Here is a 16,820-nt window from a genome sequence, read left to right as displayed (position 1 = left end):
AGCGCGTGCGCCGCGTTATGCGTGCGACGGTTGCGCGGGGACGACGGACAGGCGCAGGCCGACCGTCTTGAGCACCGCGAGCAGGGTTTTCAGCGTCGGGTTGCCGTTGGGCGACAGCGTGCGATACAGCGATTCGCGGCTGATGCCGGCGTCGGCCGCGACCGCGCCGAGCCCGCCATACGCTTCCGCGACCGTGCGCAGCGCGAGCAGCGCGGCCGCGCGATTGTCGGGGTCGTCGAGCGATTCCATCGCGACGCGCAAATAGGCCACCGCGAGCTCGCGGTCGGCACCGAGTTCGGCGACTTCCGCGTCGTGGTGCGATACCGCGCCTTTGAGCTTGTTCATGCTTGCCTCCGTTTCCAGTCCAGCCAGTGTTCCTTCGCATGCCTGATGTCGTCGGACTGGCTGTGCTTGTCGCCGCCGTACAACAGCAGCACCAGCGCACTGTCGTACCGGCCGAAGTACACGCGATAGCCGGCACCGACGTGGATGCGCAGTTCGATCACACCTTCACCGACGGGCTCGCAATCGCCGAAATTTCCGGTCTGCACGCGACGCAGCCGCTCGCGAATCCGCGCCTGGGCGACCTTGTCGCGCACGGCGTTCAACCATTCGGTGAAAGGCTCGCGACCGTCGGCGCGCTGATAGCGAAGCAGTTCGAACTTGGAGAGCATTGTAGCTTATAAGTTACATAAAGGCATGGATATCGACGTGATTGCGTTGTTGGCCCGATGAGGCGGATGACGTGAAACGCACGCGGGCCGACTGCCGAATCGAGACGAAGCACGACGCGAAGGCGCACGCGAATCCGCTGACCGTTTCGATGTGCGAGCAGATGTGCAGCCCGCTGGTCGACGCGCGGCGCGCGCGGGTCGGCACGTCGGAGAGGGTCCGGTAATATCTGACGGCGACGCCGGCAACGTGCCGTTCTCGCTCCAGGACATGGCGCGGCTGACCAGCTGACCCTGACGCAGGGTCGCGCCACGCGCGCATTCCCCAACCCCTTCACGAGAGGACCCGCATGATCACGCTTCGCCCGATGACCGAAGACGACTTCCCCCGCTTCTGGCCCACGTACCACGCGATCGTCGCCGCGCAGGAGACCTACGCATTCGATCCGGCGCCCACGCGTGAAGCCGCCCGCGCGCTGTGGCTCGATGCGCCGCTTTGCACGTGGGTTGCCGAAGAGGATGGCGTGCTGCTCGGCTCGTACTTCCTGAAGGCGAACGCGGCCGGGCCCGGCAATCACGTGTGCAACTGCGGTTACATGGTCAGCGAGGCCGCGCGCGGCAAGGGCGTCGCGCGCCTGATGTGCGAGCACTCGCAGCAGGTGGCGCGCGAACGCGGCTTCCTCGCGATGCAGTTCAATTCGGTGGTCGCGACGAACGAGGTGGCGGTCGCGCTGTGGCAGAAGCTCGGCTTCGAGATCGTCGGCCGCCTGCCGCGCGCGTATCGTCACGCGCGGCTCGGCTTCGTCGACTGCTTCGTGATGTTCAAGTGGCTCGGCGACGCGGCGGCCGCCGACGCCTGATGCCAAGGTCAGACGGCGAACGCGCCGTCGAACACAATCCGCTCGTCGAACGCGAGCGTGCCGCGCGCGAAGATCAGGTCGAGGTGGTGGCTGCCGTTCGCGCCGCCGCCGAGGCCGAGATGCAGGCCCGGATGGCGTTCCTCGAAGCCGGCGTTGCGGCCGTAAAGTCCGCGGATGCCCAGGTTCGTGCCGATGCCGAATTCCTCGATGCGCCGGTGATTGTCGTGCCGGTCGAGATACGACGCGAAGTCGCGCCGGAAGCCCGCGTCGTCGCTGTCGAAATCGACGATCAGGCTGTCTTCGACATGCAGCGTCGCGAGCCGCTCCGTCACGCGGTACTTGATCGCGAACGGCACGGTGCCGAGGAACGTGCCGCTGAACACGATCGAGCCGTGCAGGTCGGTGACGTGCGTCGCGATCTCGCCGGGCACGACGTCGAGGTTGCCCATCCCGTCCACGCTCGTCCATTTCTGGTCCGGCGCAAGCGAGCCGGTCAGCGTGTTGCCGGCTTCGTCGATGAAATGGATCTGCGAAGCGCGCGCGGCCGCTTCGATCAGCCGGCCGTTGCGCGCGGCGATGTCGTCGAGCGATTCGGCGAACGCCTCGTCGAGATGCGGGCCGTAATCCTTGAACAGCACCGACTTGCTCCAGTGCCTGACGATCGCGGGACGGATCGCGGCCAGGAACGGCGGGCCGCTCGGCGACGGCGTCGGCAGGCACGACGAGTCGTACAGCAGCACGAACAGGTCCGCATGCGTGAGCGCGGCGGTGATGTCGGCGGGTGGGGGGGTGTCGAGGCAGAGGATCGTCGCGTCGAGCGAGTCGGGCAGGGCGGAAAACGCACGCAACGCGGTGTCGCGGTTGCGGCTGTCGTAGCCGACCAGCAGTTTGCCCGTCTCGCCGCGTGCGAGCTTGTCGCGCAGCGCCGGGTGATACCCCAGCGCACGGTGCAGGTTCAGCATGCGTGTCTCCGGAGGCGGCGGAAGGGCCGCGGCCCTTCCGCGGGAACGGGCTGGCCGCTCAGACCGGCCAGAGCGCGGTGCCGAACGGCACCACGGCATCCTCGACCATCATCTCGACGGCCTCGGGGTGCGTGTCTTCCTGCATCCAGTCAAGCAATTCGATCTGCCGGGTTTCCTGCATGTCAATTCTCCTGTGGTGAACATGAGCGATTCAACATGAAAGCGCGGTAACGGGATTACCGCCGCTCATCCGATGTTTTTTGAATACCGGACGAGTGGCGTCGATATTAGTCTGATGATTTGGCGAATGCAATGCGTGGCGAGGTTTTTAGCCGCGGCGTGCTAAACACGCGGGTTCGCTGCATTTCGCGCGCTGAAGGCGTATGAATCCAATCGCAAAGCCCGAGGATTTTTTCGAATATCGGGGCCGCGATCGATTGATTGATTCATTCAAGCAATTTTTTGAATCGCGAGTTCAATCGCATCGATCATTTCGATTTCCGCCATTCACGAACAATGCGCGCGGTTATCGTGGACGCGAACCGGCTCCAGCGGTTTTCTGGCACCATCTGACGACCTCGCGCGCGGGCCGCAGCCGCGCGCCCGCCGCCGTCCCGGCGGCACGATGCGAACCACGATGGAGACACCGCAATGCGCGCAGCGCCGCAACCGGAGCACGCCGGCCCGGCACGACAGGACGCCGGCGCCACCGAACCCGACCGCATGACCGCGTGGCGGCTCGCGATCTGCCTGTCGCTCGGCAGCGCGATCGCGCTCGGGCTCGCGCGTTTCTCGTATGCACTGCTGCTGCCGCCGATGAAGGCCGATCTCGGCTGGACCTTCGCGCAGGCCGGCGCCTTGAACACGGCCAACGCGGCCGGCTACCTGATCGGCGCGCTCGTCTTCCCGTTGCTGTCCCGCCGCTGGCGCACCGGCACGCTGCTGGCGGCCGGCTGCGCGCTGACCGCGGTGCTGATGGCCGCATGCGGGCTCACGTCCGGCATGAACGCGCTGCTCGTCGAGCGGCTCGCGACGGGTGTCGGCAGCGCGCTGATCTTCATCAGCGGCGGCGTGCTGGCCGCGCGGCTCGCGTCCGCAGCGCCGCGCGACGCGGGGCTGCTGCTCGGGCTCTATTACGGCGGCACCGGGTGGGGCATCGTCGCGTCGTCGCTGCTCGTGCCCGCGACGCTCGTGCAGCGCGCGCACGGCTGGCAACCAGCATGGTTCGCGCTCGCGTTCGCATGCGTGCTGTTCTCGGCGATCGCCGTGTCGGCGGCGCGTCGCATCGAGCATGCGCATGCGGCACCGGCCGCGCGGCGTGACGCTGCCGCCTCGGCGGCGACCGCGAGCCCCGCGCGTTTCGCACTCGCGCTCGCGGGCTACGGCCTGTTCGGCGTCGGCTACATCGGCTACATGACGTTCATCGTCGCGCTGCTGCGCGGCGCGGGAATGAGCGGGACGGTCGTGTCCGCGTTCTACGTAATGCTCGGCGTCGCGACCGTCGTGTCGGCGCGGCTGTGGTCGGGGCTGCTCGACCGGATGCGCGGCGGCCAGGCGCTGGCCGTGCTCAACGCATTGCTCGGCGTGGCGACGCTGATGCCGGCGCTGCTCGTGCATCCGGCGGCCGCGTTCGCGTCGGGCGTGCTGTTCGGCGCGACGTTCCTGTCGGCGGTCGCGTCGACGACCGCGTTCGTGCGCCACAACCTGCCGCCGGAAGGCTGGGCGAAGGGCATCAGCGCATTCACGACGATCTTCGCGTTCGGGCAGATCGCCGGGCCGGTCGCGATCGGATGGGTGTCCGACAGCGCGGGCCTTGCGCGCGGGCTCGTCTATTCGGCGCTGACGCTGTTCGCGGGCGCGGCCCTCGCAGCCGGACAGCGTGCATTAAGGGCGTCGGCGTAGCCGATCGGGCCTGCAACGACCGGCGAGCGCGACAACGTGAGTGCGACCGTTACCGTTCCCGTTACCGCACGCAGGCCGTGCGCGACACGCGATGAAACGCGCGGCTGAAGTAGATGAGACTGTCGCCGTCGTTGCGCACGCGAATCGACGTCGCCTCGATGAACATCACCGAATGCGAGCCGACTTCCTTCATCTCGGCGATCCTGCCCTGCAGGCTCGCGAGCGCATCGCGCAGCACGGGGACGTCCTGCTCGCCGCGATCCCACACCGGCAATTCGAAGCGGCGTTCCATCGGTAGCTCGGTCATCCCCGCGAAATGGCGCGCGAGCAGTTCGTGCTCGGCTGGCAGCACGTTGATGCATACCTGACGATTGCGCTCGAAGATCGCATGCATCGCGCTCGACCGGTTCAGGCACACGAGCAGCGTCGGCGGCGCGTCGGTGACGGAGCAGACGGCGCTCGCGGTGATGCCGCAGCGGCCGTGCGGCCCCGCGGTGGTGATCACGTTGACGGCCGCGCCGAGGTGGGCCATCGCTTGCCGGAAGGCCTGTTGCGCGTCGGTGGGGGCGGCGCGCGCCGGTTGCGGGGTATCGGTCGTTGCGGACATGGGCGCTCCTGGGTGAATGAGGGCGGCGATCGTGCGCGTTGTCGATGCGGCAGCGGATCGTCGACGATGAACCAAGCGTACGTCGCGAAAAAGCTGGCGAACATTCGCACGATTGACGATGAAGATGGCGTTCCCGCCAACGCATCTAAAGGTTCTACCTAGATGCGCGGCACGATGCGCGAAAAAAAGTGCGATCGGGCGTTCGAGCGGTACGTAAAGGGGTATTCAGCGCATTTTCGGCTCGCTATGATGTGCCGCACATCCCCGACGAACGACGCTTGCCTCACCCGCGGCGCGTGCGATACCGATATCTTGCGAGACACCCCGATGACGTCACCCGCTCCGATCGTATACATCGTCGACGACGACAGCGGCATGCGGACGTCGCTCGCGTGGTTGCTCGAATCGGTCGGCATCGCGTCCGAGGGATTCGCGAATGCCGCCGATTTTCTCGCGCGCTTCGACGTGAACCTGCCCGCGTGCCTGGTGCTCGACGTGCGCATGCCGGAGAAAAGCGGGTTCGACGTGCAGGCCGAACTGAACGCGCGCGGCGCGACGCTGCCGGTGATCTTCGTCAGCGGACACGGCGACATTCCGATGTCGGTGCGCGCGCTGCAGAACGGCGCGATCGACTTCGTCGAGAAGCCGTACAACTCGCAGCAGATGCTCGAGCGCGTGCAACGCGCGCTGCGGCTCGCGCAGCAGCGGCACGCGGTCGGCCAGCGTCACCGCGAGCTGCGCCAGCGGCTCGATGCGCTGACCGCGCGCGAGAAGGAGGTGCTGCGCGGCGTCGTCGACGGCAAGGGCAGCAAGCAGATCGCGTCGGACCTGTCGATCAGCGTGAAGACCGTCGACGTGCATCGCGCGAGCATCAAGGAGAAGCTCGGCGCGACGTCGATCGCCGCGCTGGTGCGCGATGTAATGGTCGTGTGGGGCGACGACGGGGAGTCGCGCTAGCGCAGGGTGGTTCGCACGCGAATCGGGCCGTGCGCGTAAGCGCAGTCCCCGCAGTCCCCGCAGTCCCCGCACCCACGCACCCACGCACCCACGCACCCACGCACCGCATACACCGCATACACCGCATACACCGCATACACCGCATACACCGCATACACCGCATACACCGCATACACCGTGCGCGGTACCGGCCTGCACCGGGCGGCATCAGTCTGCACCGCGCGATCGATGCGGCGGCCGCTCAACGCATATACAACCCGCCGTTGATGTCCCAGCACGCGCCATTCGCGAAATGCGCGTCGCCCGACGCGAGCAGCACGGCCGCATCGGCGACGAAGCCGGCCGACCCGAGCTTGCCGCCCGGCAGGCTCGCGAGCACCTGTCGGAGCTTGTCCGGCGCGACGCTCTCGTAGACGATCGGCAGGTCGAGCGGCCCCGGCGAGATCGCGTTGACGGTCACGCCCTGCGCGGCGAGGTCGCGCGCGAACACCTTGGTCAGCGTCAGCGTGCCGCCTTTCGCGGCCGCGTAGTGTGCGCCCGTCGCCGAGCCGCCGTTCTGCCCGGCGAGCGACGCGATGTTGACGATGCGGCCCGCGCCGCGCGTCGCGAAGTACTGGCCGAACACCTGGCAGCCGAACAGCACGCTGCGCAGGTTCACGTCGATCACCTGGTCGAACTGCTCGGCCGTGATCTCCATCGCGGGCACGACCTTCGATGCGCCGGCATTGTTGACGAGCACGTCGATCTCGCCCCAGCGCGCGACGAGCGCATCGCGCGCGGCTTCGAAATCGCGTTTCGACGTGACGTCGAGCGGCAGCGCGATCGCGCGTGCGCCGCTCGGGTCGAGGTCGCGCGCATGCGCGTGAATGGCGTCGACGGCGATGTCGGCCAGCGCGACGCGATAGCCGGCCGCATGAAAGCGTTCGGCGATGACGGCGCCAAGCCCGCGCGCGGCGCCGGTGACGAGGACGACTCGGTCTGACATGGTGCGTGATTCCGTGGTTCGCGGATCGTGGCCACAGCCGCGCCCGCATCGTGGTTCATGCGGCGAGCGCCGCTTCGAAGTGCGCGGCGACCGCGCACACCTGTTCGTCCGCGCCCTTGCGTCCGACGATCTGCAGCCCGGCCTTCAGCGGCGTTCCCGCGAGCGGCAGCGGCAGGCTGAGCGCCGGATGGCCGCTCAGGTTGAACGGCCGGATCAGCGACGACATCGCGATGACCGATACGCCGTCGCGTGCCTGCCGAAGCGTGATCGGCAGCGCGGGCAAGGTCGGCAGCACCAGCACCTCCGCGCGCTCGAGCGCGGCATCGACCTGTGCGGTGAAGCGCGCGCGTACGGCTTCGGCGTCCGCGAGCGCGGCCGGTGTCGTCGTCGCGGCCGAGCGCAGCCGCGCATCGAGATCCGCGCCGAGCTTGCCGGTTTCGACGAGATGACCGAATGCACGCGACGTTTCCGCGTTGATGACCGCAAGCCCCGCGGTGAACGCATCCTGCATCGCATCGAGCACGATGTCGTGCGTACGCAGGCCCGACGCGCCAATCGCCGCGTCGAGCGCGGCCGCGATGGCCGGCTCGGCTTCGACGATCACGCGTGCGATCGTGCAGCCGGCAACGGGTGCCGCAGCGCGCGCCCGGTCGAAGCCCGGTGCGATGGCGGCCATCACGGCGGCGAGCGTGCGGACGTCGCGCGCGAACGGCCCGACGCAGTCGAGCGTGGTGACGGCCGGCGCGACGCCGCGCCGCGACACGCGGCCGAACGTCGGCTTGAACCCGGCCACGCCGCAGCAGGCGGCCGGCCCGCGGATCGAGCCGCCGGTATCGGTGCCGAGTGCGGCGTCGATGGCGCCGAGCCCGACGAGCGATGCCGACCCGCTCGACGAGCCGCCCGGGATGCGCGTCGGGTCCTGCGGATTGACCGGCGTGCCCGTGTAGTCGTTGATGCCGGTCATGCCGAACGCGAGCTCGTGCATGTTCGCCTTGCCGGCGATCTGCCAGCCGGCGTCGAGCAGCAGGCGGACCACGTCCGCGTGCTGCGCGGCGGGCGCTGCGTCGGCGAGCGCGCGGCTGGCCGCGCGGGTCGGATGGCCGGCGATGTCGATCGTGTCCTTGATCGCGATCGTCGGGCCCGGGCCGCCCAGCGTGAAGGTGTCGATGAAGCCTGTCATGGTCGATGGCGTGCGAGTGCGGTGAAGGGGTTCAGGCGTGCGGCGCGGCGGCGAGCGGCCACGGGCCGTCGAGCACGCGCTCGGTGCGGAAATGGCGGATCAGCCAGGTCGCGCCGTCGGCGGCCGGCGCGAAATCGATGGTCAGCCGCGCGGCGATCAGCTCGGCCGTGCCGTCCGCGTAGCGCGACGCCTGCAGCATGATCCAGCGGCCGCGCGCGCTTGCATGATCGGCGCCGACGTCGATCGACTCCGACGTCAGGAAGTGCAGGTTCGCCGAGAAATGCGGATCGGGCGGCAGATAGCGGCGCAGCATCGCGACGATCGCGTCCGTGCCGTCGAGGCGACCGAACTTGCGCGCGTACTGCGGGCCGATGCCTTCCCACACCGCGTCGGCCGTGAATAGCGCGGCGAGCGCCGGGCCGTCGCCGGCATCCTCCGGCACGTCGCACAGCGTCATGTAGCGCGCGATCGTCGCACGCACCGCGCGTTCGGCGTCGAGCGTAGCCACGCGCCGCGCGAGCGCGTCGAGCGCTTTGACGGCATCGCGTGCGTCGGGCGCGTCGCGCACTTCGAGCGTGCGCGTCGAATCGTGTCCGGTCATCGCGCGCCTCACGCCGCGGGCTTCGCGGCCGGCGGCACGGTCAGCGCACGGCCGACCCGCGCCTCGATCTTGCCGTAGCGCCACAGGTTGTATTCGCCGACGGGCGTCGTGCGATACAGGTTGCATACCGCGACCGTCGTGTCGAAGTCGGCGACGTCGGCCATGATGTAGAACGTCCACGGCGCGCCGTCGGCCTGGCCGACGACGAGGCGATCGTCATCCATCACGCCGAGCACGCGCACGCCGGGCATCGCCTCGACGGCGGCGAGCATCGCGCCGTACGCTTGCCACACTTCGCCGATCTTCTCGCGCGGCAGGTCGAAGAAGTTTTGCGACACGCCGCAGCAGAACAGCACGCGCAGCGGCAGCGGATTCGAATCGGACATGAAAGGTTCTCCTGAACAATGCGTTGTGCGGCGTCGAAGCGAATCGACGCGGATTACAGATAGCCGGGAAACGGCGTGACGCCGGTGAACACCGCACCCGCGCCGTCGAAGTTGCCTTCGCCGAGAAACGCGTGCTGCGTGACGACCATCGCGTCGCGCAGCAGGCGCTGCAGCGGATGCGTGCGATAGATCGCGGCCGTGCCGCCGAGGCGGTACGCGCGCTCGACGACGCGCGCGCCTTCGCGTGCGATATGCGTGGCCGAGAGCCGCAGCAGGCTGACCTGCTCGGGCGTGACCGGGTTGCCGGCCAGGATCGATTGCCAGACCGAGTCGGTCGCGTCGTAGAAGAACGCGCGCGCCGAGCGCAGCTGCGCTTCGGCCTTCGCGAGCTCGATGCGGAAATACGCGCGATCGGCGAGGCGCGGGGCGCCGGTGGTCGTTTGGCGGCCGCCCGACATCCGGTTCGCGACGTCGAGCGCCGCGCGGGCCAGCCCGAGGTTGACCACGGCGAGCACCTGCGCCGCATATGCGACGGTCGGATAGCGGTACAGCGGCTCGTCGACGGTCGGCTCGCCGCCGCGCACGAAGGTCCACGCGTCGGGCACGAAGCGGTCGTCGACGCGCAGGTCGTGGCTGCCGGTGCCTTGCATGCCGACCACGCTCCAGTTCTCGACGATCTCGACGTCGGCGGCTCGGAACACGGCCGTGCGCGGCTTGTTCGGCGCGGCGTCCTGCGCGCCGGGCACCGCGATGCCGACGCCGAGCCAGTCGGCGCCCTTGCAGCCGCTCGCGAATTTCCACGTGCCGTTCACGCGCCAGCCGCCGGGTGCCGCCTGCGCCGGCTGGACCGGGAACAGCCCGCCCGCGAATACCTGGTCGGGGCCGCTCGCGTACAGCTCGGCCTGCGTGGCGAGCGGCAGCGCGGCGAGATAGACGTTGGCCGAGCCGAAGCTCGCGACCCACGCGGCCGACCCGTCGGCGGTCGCGATCCGCTCGATCATGTCGAGGAACGCGGTGGGCGCGAGCGCATCGCCGCCGAAGCGGCGCGGCGTGCCCGCGCGATAAATGCCGGCCTCCTTGAACAGCGCGATCACGTCGCGCGGCACGTGCGACAGGCGGTCGAATTCGTCGCGGCGCGCGGCGACGGTCTCGATCACCGCGTCGAGCGGCGACACCCGCGCGGCCGCTTCGCGGACCGCATGCGGCGAGGGGGACGCGGCGTCGATGGCGAGGGCGGCGTTGGGCATGAGTGGCTCCTGGGAATGGGGTTCGAAAGACGATGCAATCAGTCTAGAAACGCCGAAAACACGCAGCAATTGGTGCGTAGGGCCGTGCGACTGGTGTGGCTCCGTGCCGGACTAAAGAAATCTTCAGATGCGGGCCGTGCGCGCCGGTGCTATGTTGGACCTCCGGCCGCGCGACGCCGCGCGCCTTCAACCGAATCCGCTCATGAGCTTCCCCGACGAAGACGATTTCCACCGGCTGCTCGACGCATTGACGACCTGCGTGCTGCTGCACGACGCGCAGACCAAGGCGATCGTGTGGGCGAACCGCGCCGCGTGCATCGCGCTCGGCTTTTCCGTCGAGGAGCTGCTGCCGCTGAAGGCACCGGACATGACGCGTCCCGAACCGAAATACCGGCGCGAGATCGGCGTGGGCGCGATGGATCGCGCGATCGCCGAAGGGCGGCCGCAGGTGTACGAGTGGTGCTATCGGTCGCGCACCGGCGTCGACATGCTGTCGGAGGCGATCGCGACGCACGTGCCGCTGCGCGGGCGCGACGTCGTGATGGTGCAGTTCCGCGACATCAGCGCGGAGGAGGCGATCCGTCAGCAGTTGCGCCGCTACGAGGCGCGGCTGCGCGAATTCATGCAGGACCTCGACGAAGGCATCGCGGTCGTGACGCCGAACGGCGGCGCGCAGTTCATCAGCGAGTCGGGGCGCCGCGTGCTCGGGCTCGCGCCCGACGATGCGCTTGGCGGCGTGCTCGACTACTGCACCGCGGCCGATCGCGACCGGCTCGTCGCGCAGCTGCGCGATGCGCCGTCGACGTGCCCGTCCGAGCCGCAGCGCTACCGCTTCGTGCGGCGCGACGGCTCGGCGTGCTGGCTGCGCATCACGTGCCGGCAAGTCGAGATCGAAGGCGACCTCGACGGTTTGCTCGTGCATTTCCGCGACGTCAGCGACGAGGTCGCGATCGAGGAGGCGCGCCGCGCCGAAGCGCGCATGCTCGAATACGCGGGCCGCTACAACGCGATGGGCGAGATGGCGACGGTGATCGCGCACGAACTGAGCCAGCCGCTCGCGGCCGTGCGCAACTTCATCGAGGGTGCGGTGCAGCGGCTGAACACGCGCGGCGCCGTCGACGATGCGATCTGGGGGCTGCGCAGCGCGGACCGGCAGGCCGAGCATGCGGCACTGATCATCAAGAGCGTGCGCGAGTTCATCGTGAAGCGCGAGCCGGTCGTCGCGCTCGCCGACCTGCGCGAGATCCTCGCCGACGTCGCGTATTTCATCGAGCTGCGTGCGAAGGAAGCAGGCGTGACGGTCGCGATCGTGCAGGCCGACAGGCCGCTGCCGATTCGCTGCGAGCGTGTGCTGATCGGGCAGGTGATCCTGAATCTCGCCTTCAACGCGATCGAGGCGTTGGCCGGCTGCGCGCGCGCGCCGTGTACGCTGACGCTCGGCACCGCCGACGTCGGCGGCGAGGCGGAGCTGCGTGCGATCGACAACGGGCCGGGTATCGCAGAAGGGGCGCACGACCGGCTGTTCGACGGTTTCTCGTCGTCGAAGGCCGGCGGCAACGGGATCGGGTTGTCGCTGTGCAAGAGCATCGTCACGCGTCATGGCGGGCGCATCGGCGCGAGCCCGGCCGAAGGCGGCGGGCTCGACTGCCGCGTGACGCTGCCGCTTGTCGGTACGCAGGCGTAAGCGGTGCGTCGCGGCGCAAGCGTAGCGGGCGCTACGCACATCGCGCGCATCACGCGTATCACGCACATCACGCACATCACGCACGTCACGCACATCGCAGCCAGACAGCGACGCGCGGCACACGATCAGCGCCCCAGCGCCCGCGCGGTCTGGCCGCCGATCCCGAAGTCGGTGTTCGGGATGTCCTTGATGATCACGCGCGTCGCCTGCAGCGGTGCATCGAGCACATTCGCGCCAGCGTCAGACAGCGCTGCGATCAACGCGCGTTTCTGCTCGTCGGTGCGGCCGGCGATCAGGATCGCGACGATTACCGGCAGCGACGGCGGTGCGCCATCGGCGGCCGTGCGGCCGCCAAGGCCGATGTGCGTGGCGGGCAACTCGGTGAGCAGTACGCGCACCGATTCGATCGGCGCGCCGATCGCGTCGACGGTCGCGTTGCTGAGCCGCGCGATCAGCTCGGCCTTGCGCGCGTCGTCGTGGCCGGCCGGCAGGAAAACTTCGAGTGTGGGCATGGTCGTCCAGAAAGGTGAAGGTGACCGGTTCACCGTTGCAGATTCGGCGGCGAACCGGCGGCCGCTTACAGCAGGAAGCCGATCGCGCTGAGTGCCTCGGTCGAGTCGATCAGCCGCACGACCTTCTCCGCGATCCGCAACTCGCCGTCCGCGTCGACGTGCAGCTTGTGCGTGACGTCGGCCGCGAACAGCGTCGCGACGCCGCGCTTGTACGCGACGACGACCTGCGCGGACTTCAGCTCGATCATGCCGGCGCTGCTGCTCTCCAGCGTGAAGCGCGACACGGTGCGCACCGTGCGCGCCGCGTCGGTCGCCGACGCCGAGTAACCCGACACCATTCGCTGCACGCGCTTCTCGCGCATGTCGTGGTCGTCGAACACGTAGTTCAGTGTCGCCGCGAAGTCGGTCGCGTCGGGATCGATCGGCACCACGTAGTGACCGGCCGGATCCCACAGGTCGAGCCATGCGCGATAGTCGCGGCGGTCGAGCAGCTCGGCTTCGCGCCACACGAATTCGACCGCGCGGGCGAAGGTCTGCTCGGAAAAGAGGGCGTTGCGGTCGTCCATTACTGTTGCTCCATCATCTTGCGCCATTGCTGGTAGGCCTCGCGCATGCCCGTCTCGTCGGTCGCATGCGCGGTCTTTTCGCCGTTCGCGGCGGTCGTCTCGCGGTTCAGCCCGCGGTTCACGAGGATCGGCACGTCCGGCCCCGCATGCGCGCCGCGCTGCACGCGCTCCCACGCTTCCGCGTCGTCGGGGCTGCCGAAGCCGAACGGGCCCTGGAAATGCTCGTGAATCCGCAGCCGCTCGCGATTCGCTTCGTCCGGGCCGCCATCCATCGCGAGCGCAACGTGACGGATCTCGGTTTCATTAGCGGAGATTGGCCGCAGCACGCGGAAGAACGCCATCGACAGCGCGAGGTTCGGGAACAGGTTCAGGTTGAAGCCGACCCCCATCAGCGAGCGCACGATGCGGCGTACTTCGTCCGGCGAGTGGCGCTCGGCGAGCTTCGCCGCGAGCGGCGCGAAGCGTTCGGGCAGCGGCGCGCCGTCGTCCTGGTCGAGATCGATCAGCTCGGGCATCAGCACCGCGAGGCTGTGACCGTTGCCGAGCCCGCGACAGAAGGCGTCCTCGCTCGTCATGAAGCTCGTGATCGCGGCCGCCGTTTCGTCGTCGATCGACTTCATCCACGACTTGTGCACGACGGGGAAGTGATAGAGGTCGGTCGTGTTCTCGAGCTGGATCTTCCAGTTGCCCTTGAACTTGAACTTGTGCTCGCCATTCGCCTTGATCGGGTAGCCGGCACCCTGCTTCATGAACAGGTCGATCCACGGCTTCGCGCCGCCGAGGAAATCCTCGAGCGGTTCGATCGCGTCGTTGAAGCTCGCGAAGATCAGCCCCTGGTACACGCCCACGCGCAGCTTCACGAGCGGCAGGTCGCCTTTCTCGCACACGCCTTCGTAGCCGTCGCCGTACGGCAGCGCGCGCAGCGTGCCGTCGAGCGCGTACGACCAGCTGTGATACGGGCACGTGAAGCCCTTCGCGTTGCCCTTGTGCGATTCGCACACGGTCGCGCCGCGATGGCGGCAGCGGTTCTGCAGCACGTTGATCTCGCCGGTCCTGTCGCGCACGACGATCACCGGCTGGCGGCCGATCGTCGTCGTGACGAAGTCGCCCGGGTTCGGCAGCTCGCTCTCGTGCGCGACCCAGATCCAGGTGCGGTAGAAGATGCGGTCGAGCTCGGCCTCGAACAGCGCGGGGTCGTGATACATCGCGGGCGCGATGCGGTCGGGCTGCGCGAAGCCGTGCAACGCGCGGGTGTCGATCGTCTGGGTGGGAATGTCGCTCATCGTCGTCGTGGGGAAAGAGTCGCGAAATCGGGCCGCGTCGCGCGCGGCATCGGGTACCCAGTCTCGTCTTCCGCTACATATCCGTCAAATTGATCTAAAATTGCCAATCAAATAAATGCGGCAAATGATGGAGGTCACGATGACATCGGTCGATCATCTCGATCTGAACCTGTTGCGGGTGTTCCAGACGATCGTCGAGGAGCGCAGCCTGACCAAGGCCGGCGAGCGGCTCGCGCTGTCGCAGCCGGCCGTCAGCTATTCGCTCGGGCGGCTGCGCACGCTGTTCGACGATCCGCTGTTCGTGCGCACGCGCGCGGGGATGCAGCCGACGCCGGTCGCGCTCGAACTCGCGGGGATCGTCGGCAAGGCGCTCGACATGGTGCGCGTCGCGCTGCGCTATGCGGAGCGTTTCGATCCGGCGTCGAGCACGCGCACGTTCCGGCTGTCGCTGTCGGATGCGGGCGAGATGGCGTACCTGCCGGCGATCTGCCAGGCGCTGCGCGAGCGCGCGCCGCGCGTGACGCTCAGCGTGCAGCCGCTGCCGGTGGAGGAGATCGAGGAGGCGCTGCGTGCGAGCCGGCTGGACTTCGCGATCGGCAACCTGCCGGAGCTGATGCCGCGCACGCGCCACCAGCTGCTGTTCGAGGAAACCTACGTGTGCATGACGGGGCGCCGGCGCGGGCTGCCGGCCGGTGCGGCGCTGAGCCTCGAGCAGTTCGTGCGCGCCGCGCACGTCAACGTGAAATCGGTCGAGCACAGCCACCACGCGCTCGACGACGCGTTGCGCGCGCAGGGCGTGGGCCGCAACATCGCGCTCGAAGTGCCGCACTTCGTCGCGCTGCCGAGCGTGCTGTCGGTGACCGATCTCTATGCGACGCTGCCGAAGCGGCTCGCGCGGATCCTGAACCGCGACAACGCGTTCCGGCTCTACGAACTGCCGGTCACGCTGCCGCCCGCGCCGGTCACGATGCACTGGCACGAGCATTTTCACGAGGACGAGGGGATCGCGTGGATGCGCGCGCTGCTCGCCGAGATCGTCGAGCGGTTCGACGCGTGACGATCGGGCGACGCGCCGGGGCGGCTCTGCGAGTCGCCAGCGCATCGGCGCATCGGTCGATCAGTCGATCAGTCGATCAGTCGATCAGCGCCGCAGCACGTCAGCGCCCGCCGCGCCGCAGCACGTCAGCACCTCAGCGCCCGCCAGGCATCACAGATCGAGGACGAGCACCGCCGAGCGCGCCCGTGACACGCAGCAGCAGATCACCGTGTTGCTCGCGCGCTCGGCCTTGCTGAGGCAGTGGTCGCGATGATCGGGCTCGCCGTCGAGCACCGGCACCATGCAGGTGCCGCACACGCCTTCGCCGCATGACGTATCGACCTCGACGCCGATGCGCGCGAGCGCGTCGACGATCGACGTGCCGGGCGCGACGCGCACCGCTTGGCCGCTGCGCTGCAGGCGCACTTCGAAGCCTTCCGCCGGGGCGGCATCGACAGCGGCGTCGGCCGCGACGGGTTCCGCCGCGAAGCGTTCGAGATGAATCGCGTCTTCCGGAAGCCGCGTGGCCGCCGCCGCGACGACGGCATCCATGAACGGCCCGGGCCCGCACGTATAGACGTGCGCTTTCGCGTCGATCGACTCGACGCAGCGGCCCAGTTCGGCCGCGAGCGCATCGGGCCCGATCCCGTAATGGAAGGTCACGCGCGATGCGAACGGTTCGGCCGACAGTTCGTCGACGAAGGCCGCGTGTTCACGGCTGCGCGCGAAGTAGTGCAACCGGTAACGCGCGCCGCGCTGCTCGAGCGCGTACGCCATCGACAGCAGCGGCGTGATGCCGATCCCGGCCGCGATGAGCACATGCTCGCTCGCGTCATCCGCCAGACGAAACAGGTTGCGCGGCGCGCCGATCGACAGCTCGGCGCCGACGCGCACGTCGTCGTGCAGCGAGCGCGAGCCGCCGCGCGACTGCGCTTCCTTCTTCACCGCGAACAGATAGCTGCCGCGCTCGTCGGGGCGCCCGCACAGCGAGTATTGCCGTGTGACGCCGGACGGCGCGGTGACGTCGATATGTGCGCCCGGCTCGTACGCGTCGAACGGCTGGCCGTCGACGCGCGAGACCCGGAAACAGCGGATGTCCTGCGCCGCGTCGATCAGCGCGTCGATCCGGACCTGGTGGCGGTTCGCTTGCATGGGGTGTTCCGTGGGGTAGAAGAAACCGGCGCGGCGGATACCGCGCCGTCATGCAACCGAGAATAAGGACGGGCATCGCATAAATCAAATCGATAAAAAAGCGATGCCAGAATCAGTGAGGTGGATGATGGTCGGCGACCAGCATGGCGGCCGCGGCGTCGACCATCGCGCAGGCTGTGCGCCGAACACGCGATCGCTGAACAGCGCGACTTCAGCGTGCGGCAGCGGC

Annotated in this window: 20 protein-coding genes; 6 read left to right on the top strand and 14 right to left on the bottom strand. The window is 68.7% G+C overall.

The features are described 5' to 3' along the window. Nucleotides 1-15: 15 nt before the first annotated feature. Both NQV17_RS07410 and NQV17_RS07405 read right to left on the bottom strand, forming a co-directional pair. Nucleotides 16-345, bottom strand: a complete 330-nt coding sequence (locus tag NQV17_RS07410) for an addiction module antidote protein (RefSeq protein WP_044845371.1) — start codon at nt 343-345, stop codon at nt 16-18. Further along, on the bottom strand, nt 342-674 hold the full coding sequence (locus NQV17_RS07405) for a type II toxin-antitoxin system RelE/ParE family toxin (protein WP_257770957.1): 333 nt from the start codon (nt 672-674) through the stop codon (nt 342-344). Before NQV17_RS07405 ends, NQV17_RS07410 begins: the two co-directional genes overlap by 4 nt. 71 nt (nt 675-745) lie before the next feature. Here NQV17_RS07405 and NQV17_RS38010 point away from each other — a divergent pair, with 71 nt between their 5' ends. Both NQV17_RS38010 and NQV17_RS07395 read left to right on the top strand, forming a co-directional pair. Beyond that, nucleotides 746-898: a hypothetical protein gene (locus NQV17_RS38010; protein WP_374692684.1), complete on the top strand. Its 153-nt coding sequence runs from the start codon at nt 746-748 to the stop codon at nt 896-898. A gap of 123 nt (nt 899-1,021) precedes the next feature. Continuing rightward, nucleotides 1,022-1,531: a GNAT family N-acetyltransferase gene (locus NQV17_RS07395; RefSeq protein ID WP_044845369.1), complete on the top strand. Its 510-nt coding sequence runs from the start codon at nt 1,022-1,024 to the stop codon at nt 1,529-1,531. An 8-nt stretch (nt 1,532-1,539) separates the two neighbouring features. On the opposite strand, the gene NQV17_RS07390 is transcribed toward NQV17_RS07395, so the two are convergent. Next, nucleotides 1,540-2,493 (bottom strand): leucyl aminopeptidase, encoded by a 954-nt coding sequence (locus tag NQV17_RS07390; RefSeq protein WP_257770955.1) that lies wholly within the window; start codon nt 2,491-2,493, stop codon nt 1,540-1,542. A 58-nt stretch (nt 2,494-2,551) separates the two neighbouring features. Next, nucleotides 2,552-2,674 (bottom strand): hypothetical protein, encoded by a 123-nt coding sequence (locus tag NQV17_RS07385; RefSeq protein ID WP_257770953.1) that lies wholly within the window; start codon nt 2,672-2,674, stop codon nt 2,552-2,554. A 470-nt stretch (nt 2,675-3,144) separates the two neighbouring features. On the opposite strand from NQV17_RS07385, the gene NQV17_RS07380 reads away from it, so the two are divergent. Next, complete coding sequence (locus NQV17_RS07380; RefSeq protein ID WP_257770951.1) at nt 3,145-4,395, top strand: YbfB/YjiJ family MFS transporter; 1,251 nt, start codon at nt 3,145-3,147, stop codon at nt 4,393-4,395. 61 nt (nt 4,396-4,456) lie between these two features. On the opposite strand, the gene hpaC is transcribed toward NQV17_RS07380, so the two are convergent. After that, nucleotides 4,457-5,002: a 4-hydroxyphenylacetate 3-monooxygenase, reductase component gene (hpaC, locus tag NQV17_RS07375; protein WP_124520373.1), complete on the bottom strand. Its 546-nt coding sequence runs from the start codon at nt 5,000-5,002 to the stop codon at nt 4,457-4,459. 327 nt (nt 5,003-5,329) lie between these two features. On the opposite strand from hpaC, the gene NQV17_RS07370 reads away from it, so the two are divergent. Then, on the top strand, nt 5,330-5,959 hold the full coding sequence (locus NQV17_RS07370; RefSeq protein ID WP_257770946.1) for a response regulator transcription factor: 630 nt from the start codon (nt 5,330-5,332) through the stop codon (nt 5,957-5,959). Between the two features lie 241 nt (nt 5,960-6,200). Here the strand turns inward: NQV17_RS07370 and NQV17_RS07365 are convergent, their stop codons facing one another. The 5 genes from NQV17_RS07365 to NQV17_RS07345 are packed head-to-tail and all read right to left on the bottom strand — an operon-like array spanning nt 6,201 to nt 10,358. Continuing rightward, nucleotides 6,201-6,944, bottom strand: coding sequence for an SDR family NAD(P)-dependent oxidoreductase (locus NQV17_RS07365; RefSeq protein ID WP_257770944.1), 744 nt, complete (start codon nt 6,942-6,944; stop codon nt 6,201-6,203). A gap of 55 nt (nt 6,945-6,999) precedes the next feature. Continuing rightward, complete coding sequence (locus NQV17_RS07360) at nt 7,000-8,124, bottom strand: amidase (RefSeq protein ID WP_257770942.1); 1,125 nt, start codon at nt 8,122-8,124, stop codon at nt 7,000-7,002. Nucleotides 8,125-8,155: 31 nt separating this feature from the next. After that, nucleotides 8,156-8,725: a nuclear transport factor 2 family protein gene (locus NQV17_RS07355; RefSeq protein WP_257770940.1), complete on the bottom strand. Its 570-nt coding sequence runs from the start codon at nt 8,723-8,725 to the stop codon at nt 8,156-8,158. An 8-nt stretch (nt 8,726-8,733) separates the two neighbouring features. Beyond that, a complete protein-coding gene (locus NQV17_RS07350) occupies nt 8,734-9,111 on the bottom strand; it encodes a hypothetical protein (protein ID WP_011356094.1) in 378 nt (125 codons plus the stop codon). 53 nt (nt 9,112-9,164) lie between these two features. After that, nucleotides 9,165-10,358: an acyl-CoA dehydrogenase family protein gene (locus tag NQV17_RS07345; protein WP_257770938.1), complete on the bottom strand. Its 1,194-nt coding sequence runs from the start codon at nt 10,356-10,358 to the stop codon at nt 9,165-9,167. Between the two features lie 127 nt (nt 10,359-10,485). Here NQV17_RS07345 and NQV17_RS07340 point away from each other — a divergent pair, with 127 nt between their 5' ends. After that, nucleotides 10,486-12,042 carry an ATP-binding protein gene (locus NQV17_RS07340; RefSeq protein ID WP_257770936.1) on the top strand — a complete coding sequence of 519 codons (1,557 nt, stop codon included), beginning with the start codon at nt 10,486-10,488 and terminating at the stop codon, nt 12,040-12,042. A gap of 125 nt (nt 12,043-12,167) precedes the next feature. Here the strand turns inward: NQV17_RS07340 and NQV17_RS07335 are convergent, their stop codons facing one another. The 3 genes from NQV17_RS07335 to NQV17_RS07325 all read right to left on the bottom strand — a co-directional run bounded on the left by NQV17_RS07335 (nt 12,168) and on the right by NQV17_RS07325 (nt 14,403). Then, nucleotides 12,168-12,554 (bottom strand): 2-hydroxymuconate tautomerase family protein, encoded by a 387-nt coding sequence (locus tag NQV17_RS07335; RefSeq protein WP_175818961.1) that lies wholly within the window; start codon nt 12,552-12,554, stop codon nt 12,168-12,170. Nucleotides 12,555-12,619: 65 nt separating this feature from the next. Beyond that, nucleotides 12,620-13,120, bottom strand: a complete 501-nt coding sequence (locus NQV17_RS07330; protein WP_257770931.1) for an aromatic-ring-hydroxylating dioxygenase subunit beta — start codon at nt 13,118-13,120, stop codon at nt 12,620-12,622. Next, on the bottom strand, nt 13,120-14,403 hold the full coding sequence (locus NQV17_RS07325) for an aromatic ring-hydroxylating dioxygenase subunit alpha (protein WP_257770929.1): 1,284 nt from the start codon (nt 14,401-14,403) through the stop codon (nt 13,120-13,122). The genes NQV17_RS07330 and NQV17_RS07325 overlap by 1 nt, the downstream gene beginning before the upstream one ends. Before the next feature lie 139 nt (nt 14,404-14,542). On the opposite strand from NQV17_RS07325, the gene NQV17_RS07320 reads away from it, so the two are divergent. Next, complete coding sequence (locus NQV17_RS07320; protein ID WP_257770927.1) at nt 14,543-15,460, top strand: LysR family transcriptional regulator; 918 nt, start codon at nt 14,543-14,545, stop codon at nt 15,458-15,460. A gap of 150 nt (nt 15,461-15,610) precedes the next feature. On the opposite strand, the gene NQV17_RS07315 is transcribed toward NQV17_RS07320, so the two are convergent. Next, nucleotides 15,611-16,591, bottom strand: a complete 981-nt coding sequence (locus tag NQV17_RS07315) for a PDR/VanB family oxidoreductase (RefSeq protein ID WP_257770925.1) — start codon at nt 16,589-16,591, stop codon at nt 15,611-15,613. Nucleotides 16,592-16,820 lie beyond the last annotated feature (229 nt).

It is taken from the genome of Burkholderia sp. SCN-KJ (genome assembly GCF_024656005.1).
Lineage (GTDB): Bacteria > Pseudomonadota > Gammaproteobacteria > Burkholderiales > Burkholderiaceae > Burkholderia.
Note: the sequence above shows the minus strand (reverse complement) of the source record. Positions and strands in the feature narration are given on the sequence as shown.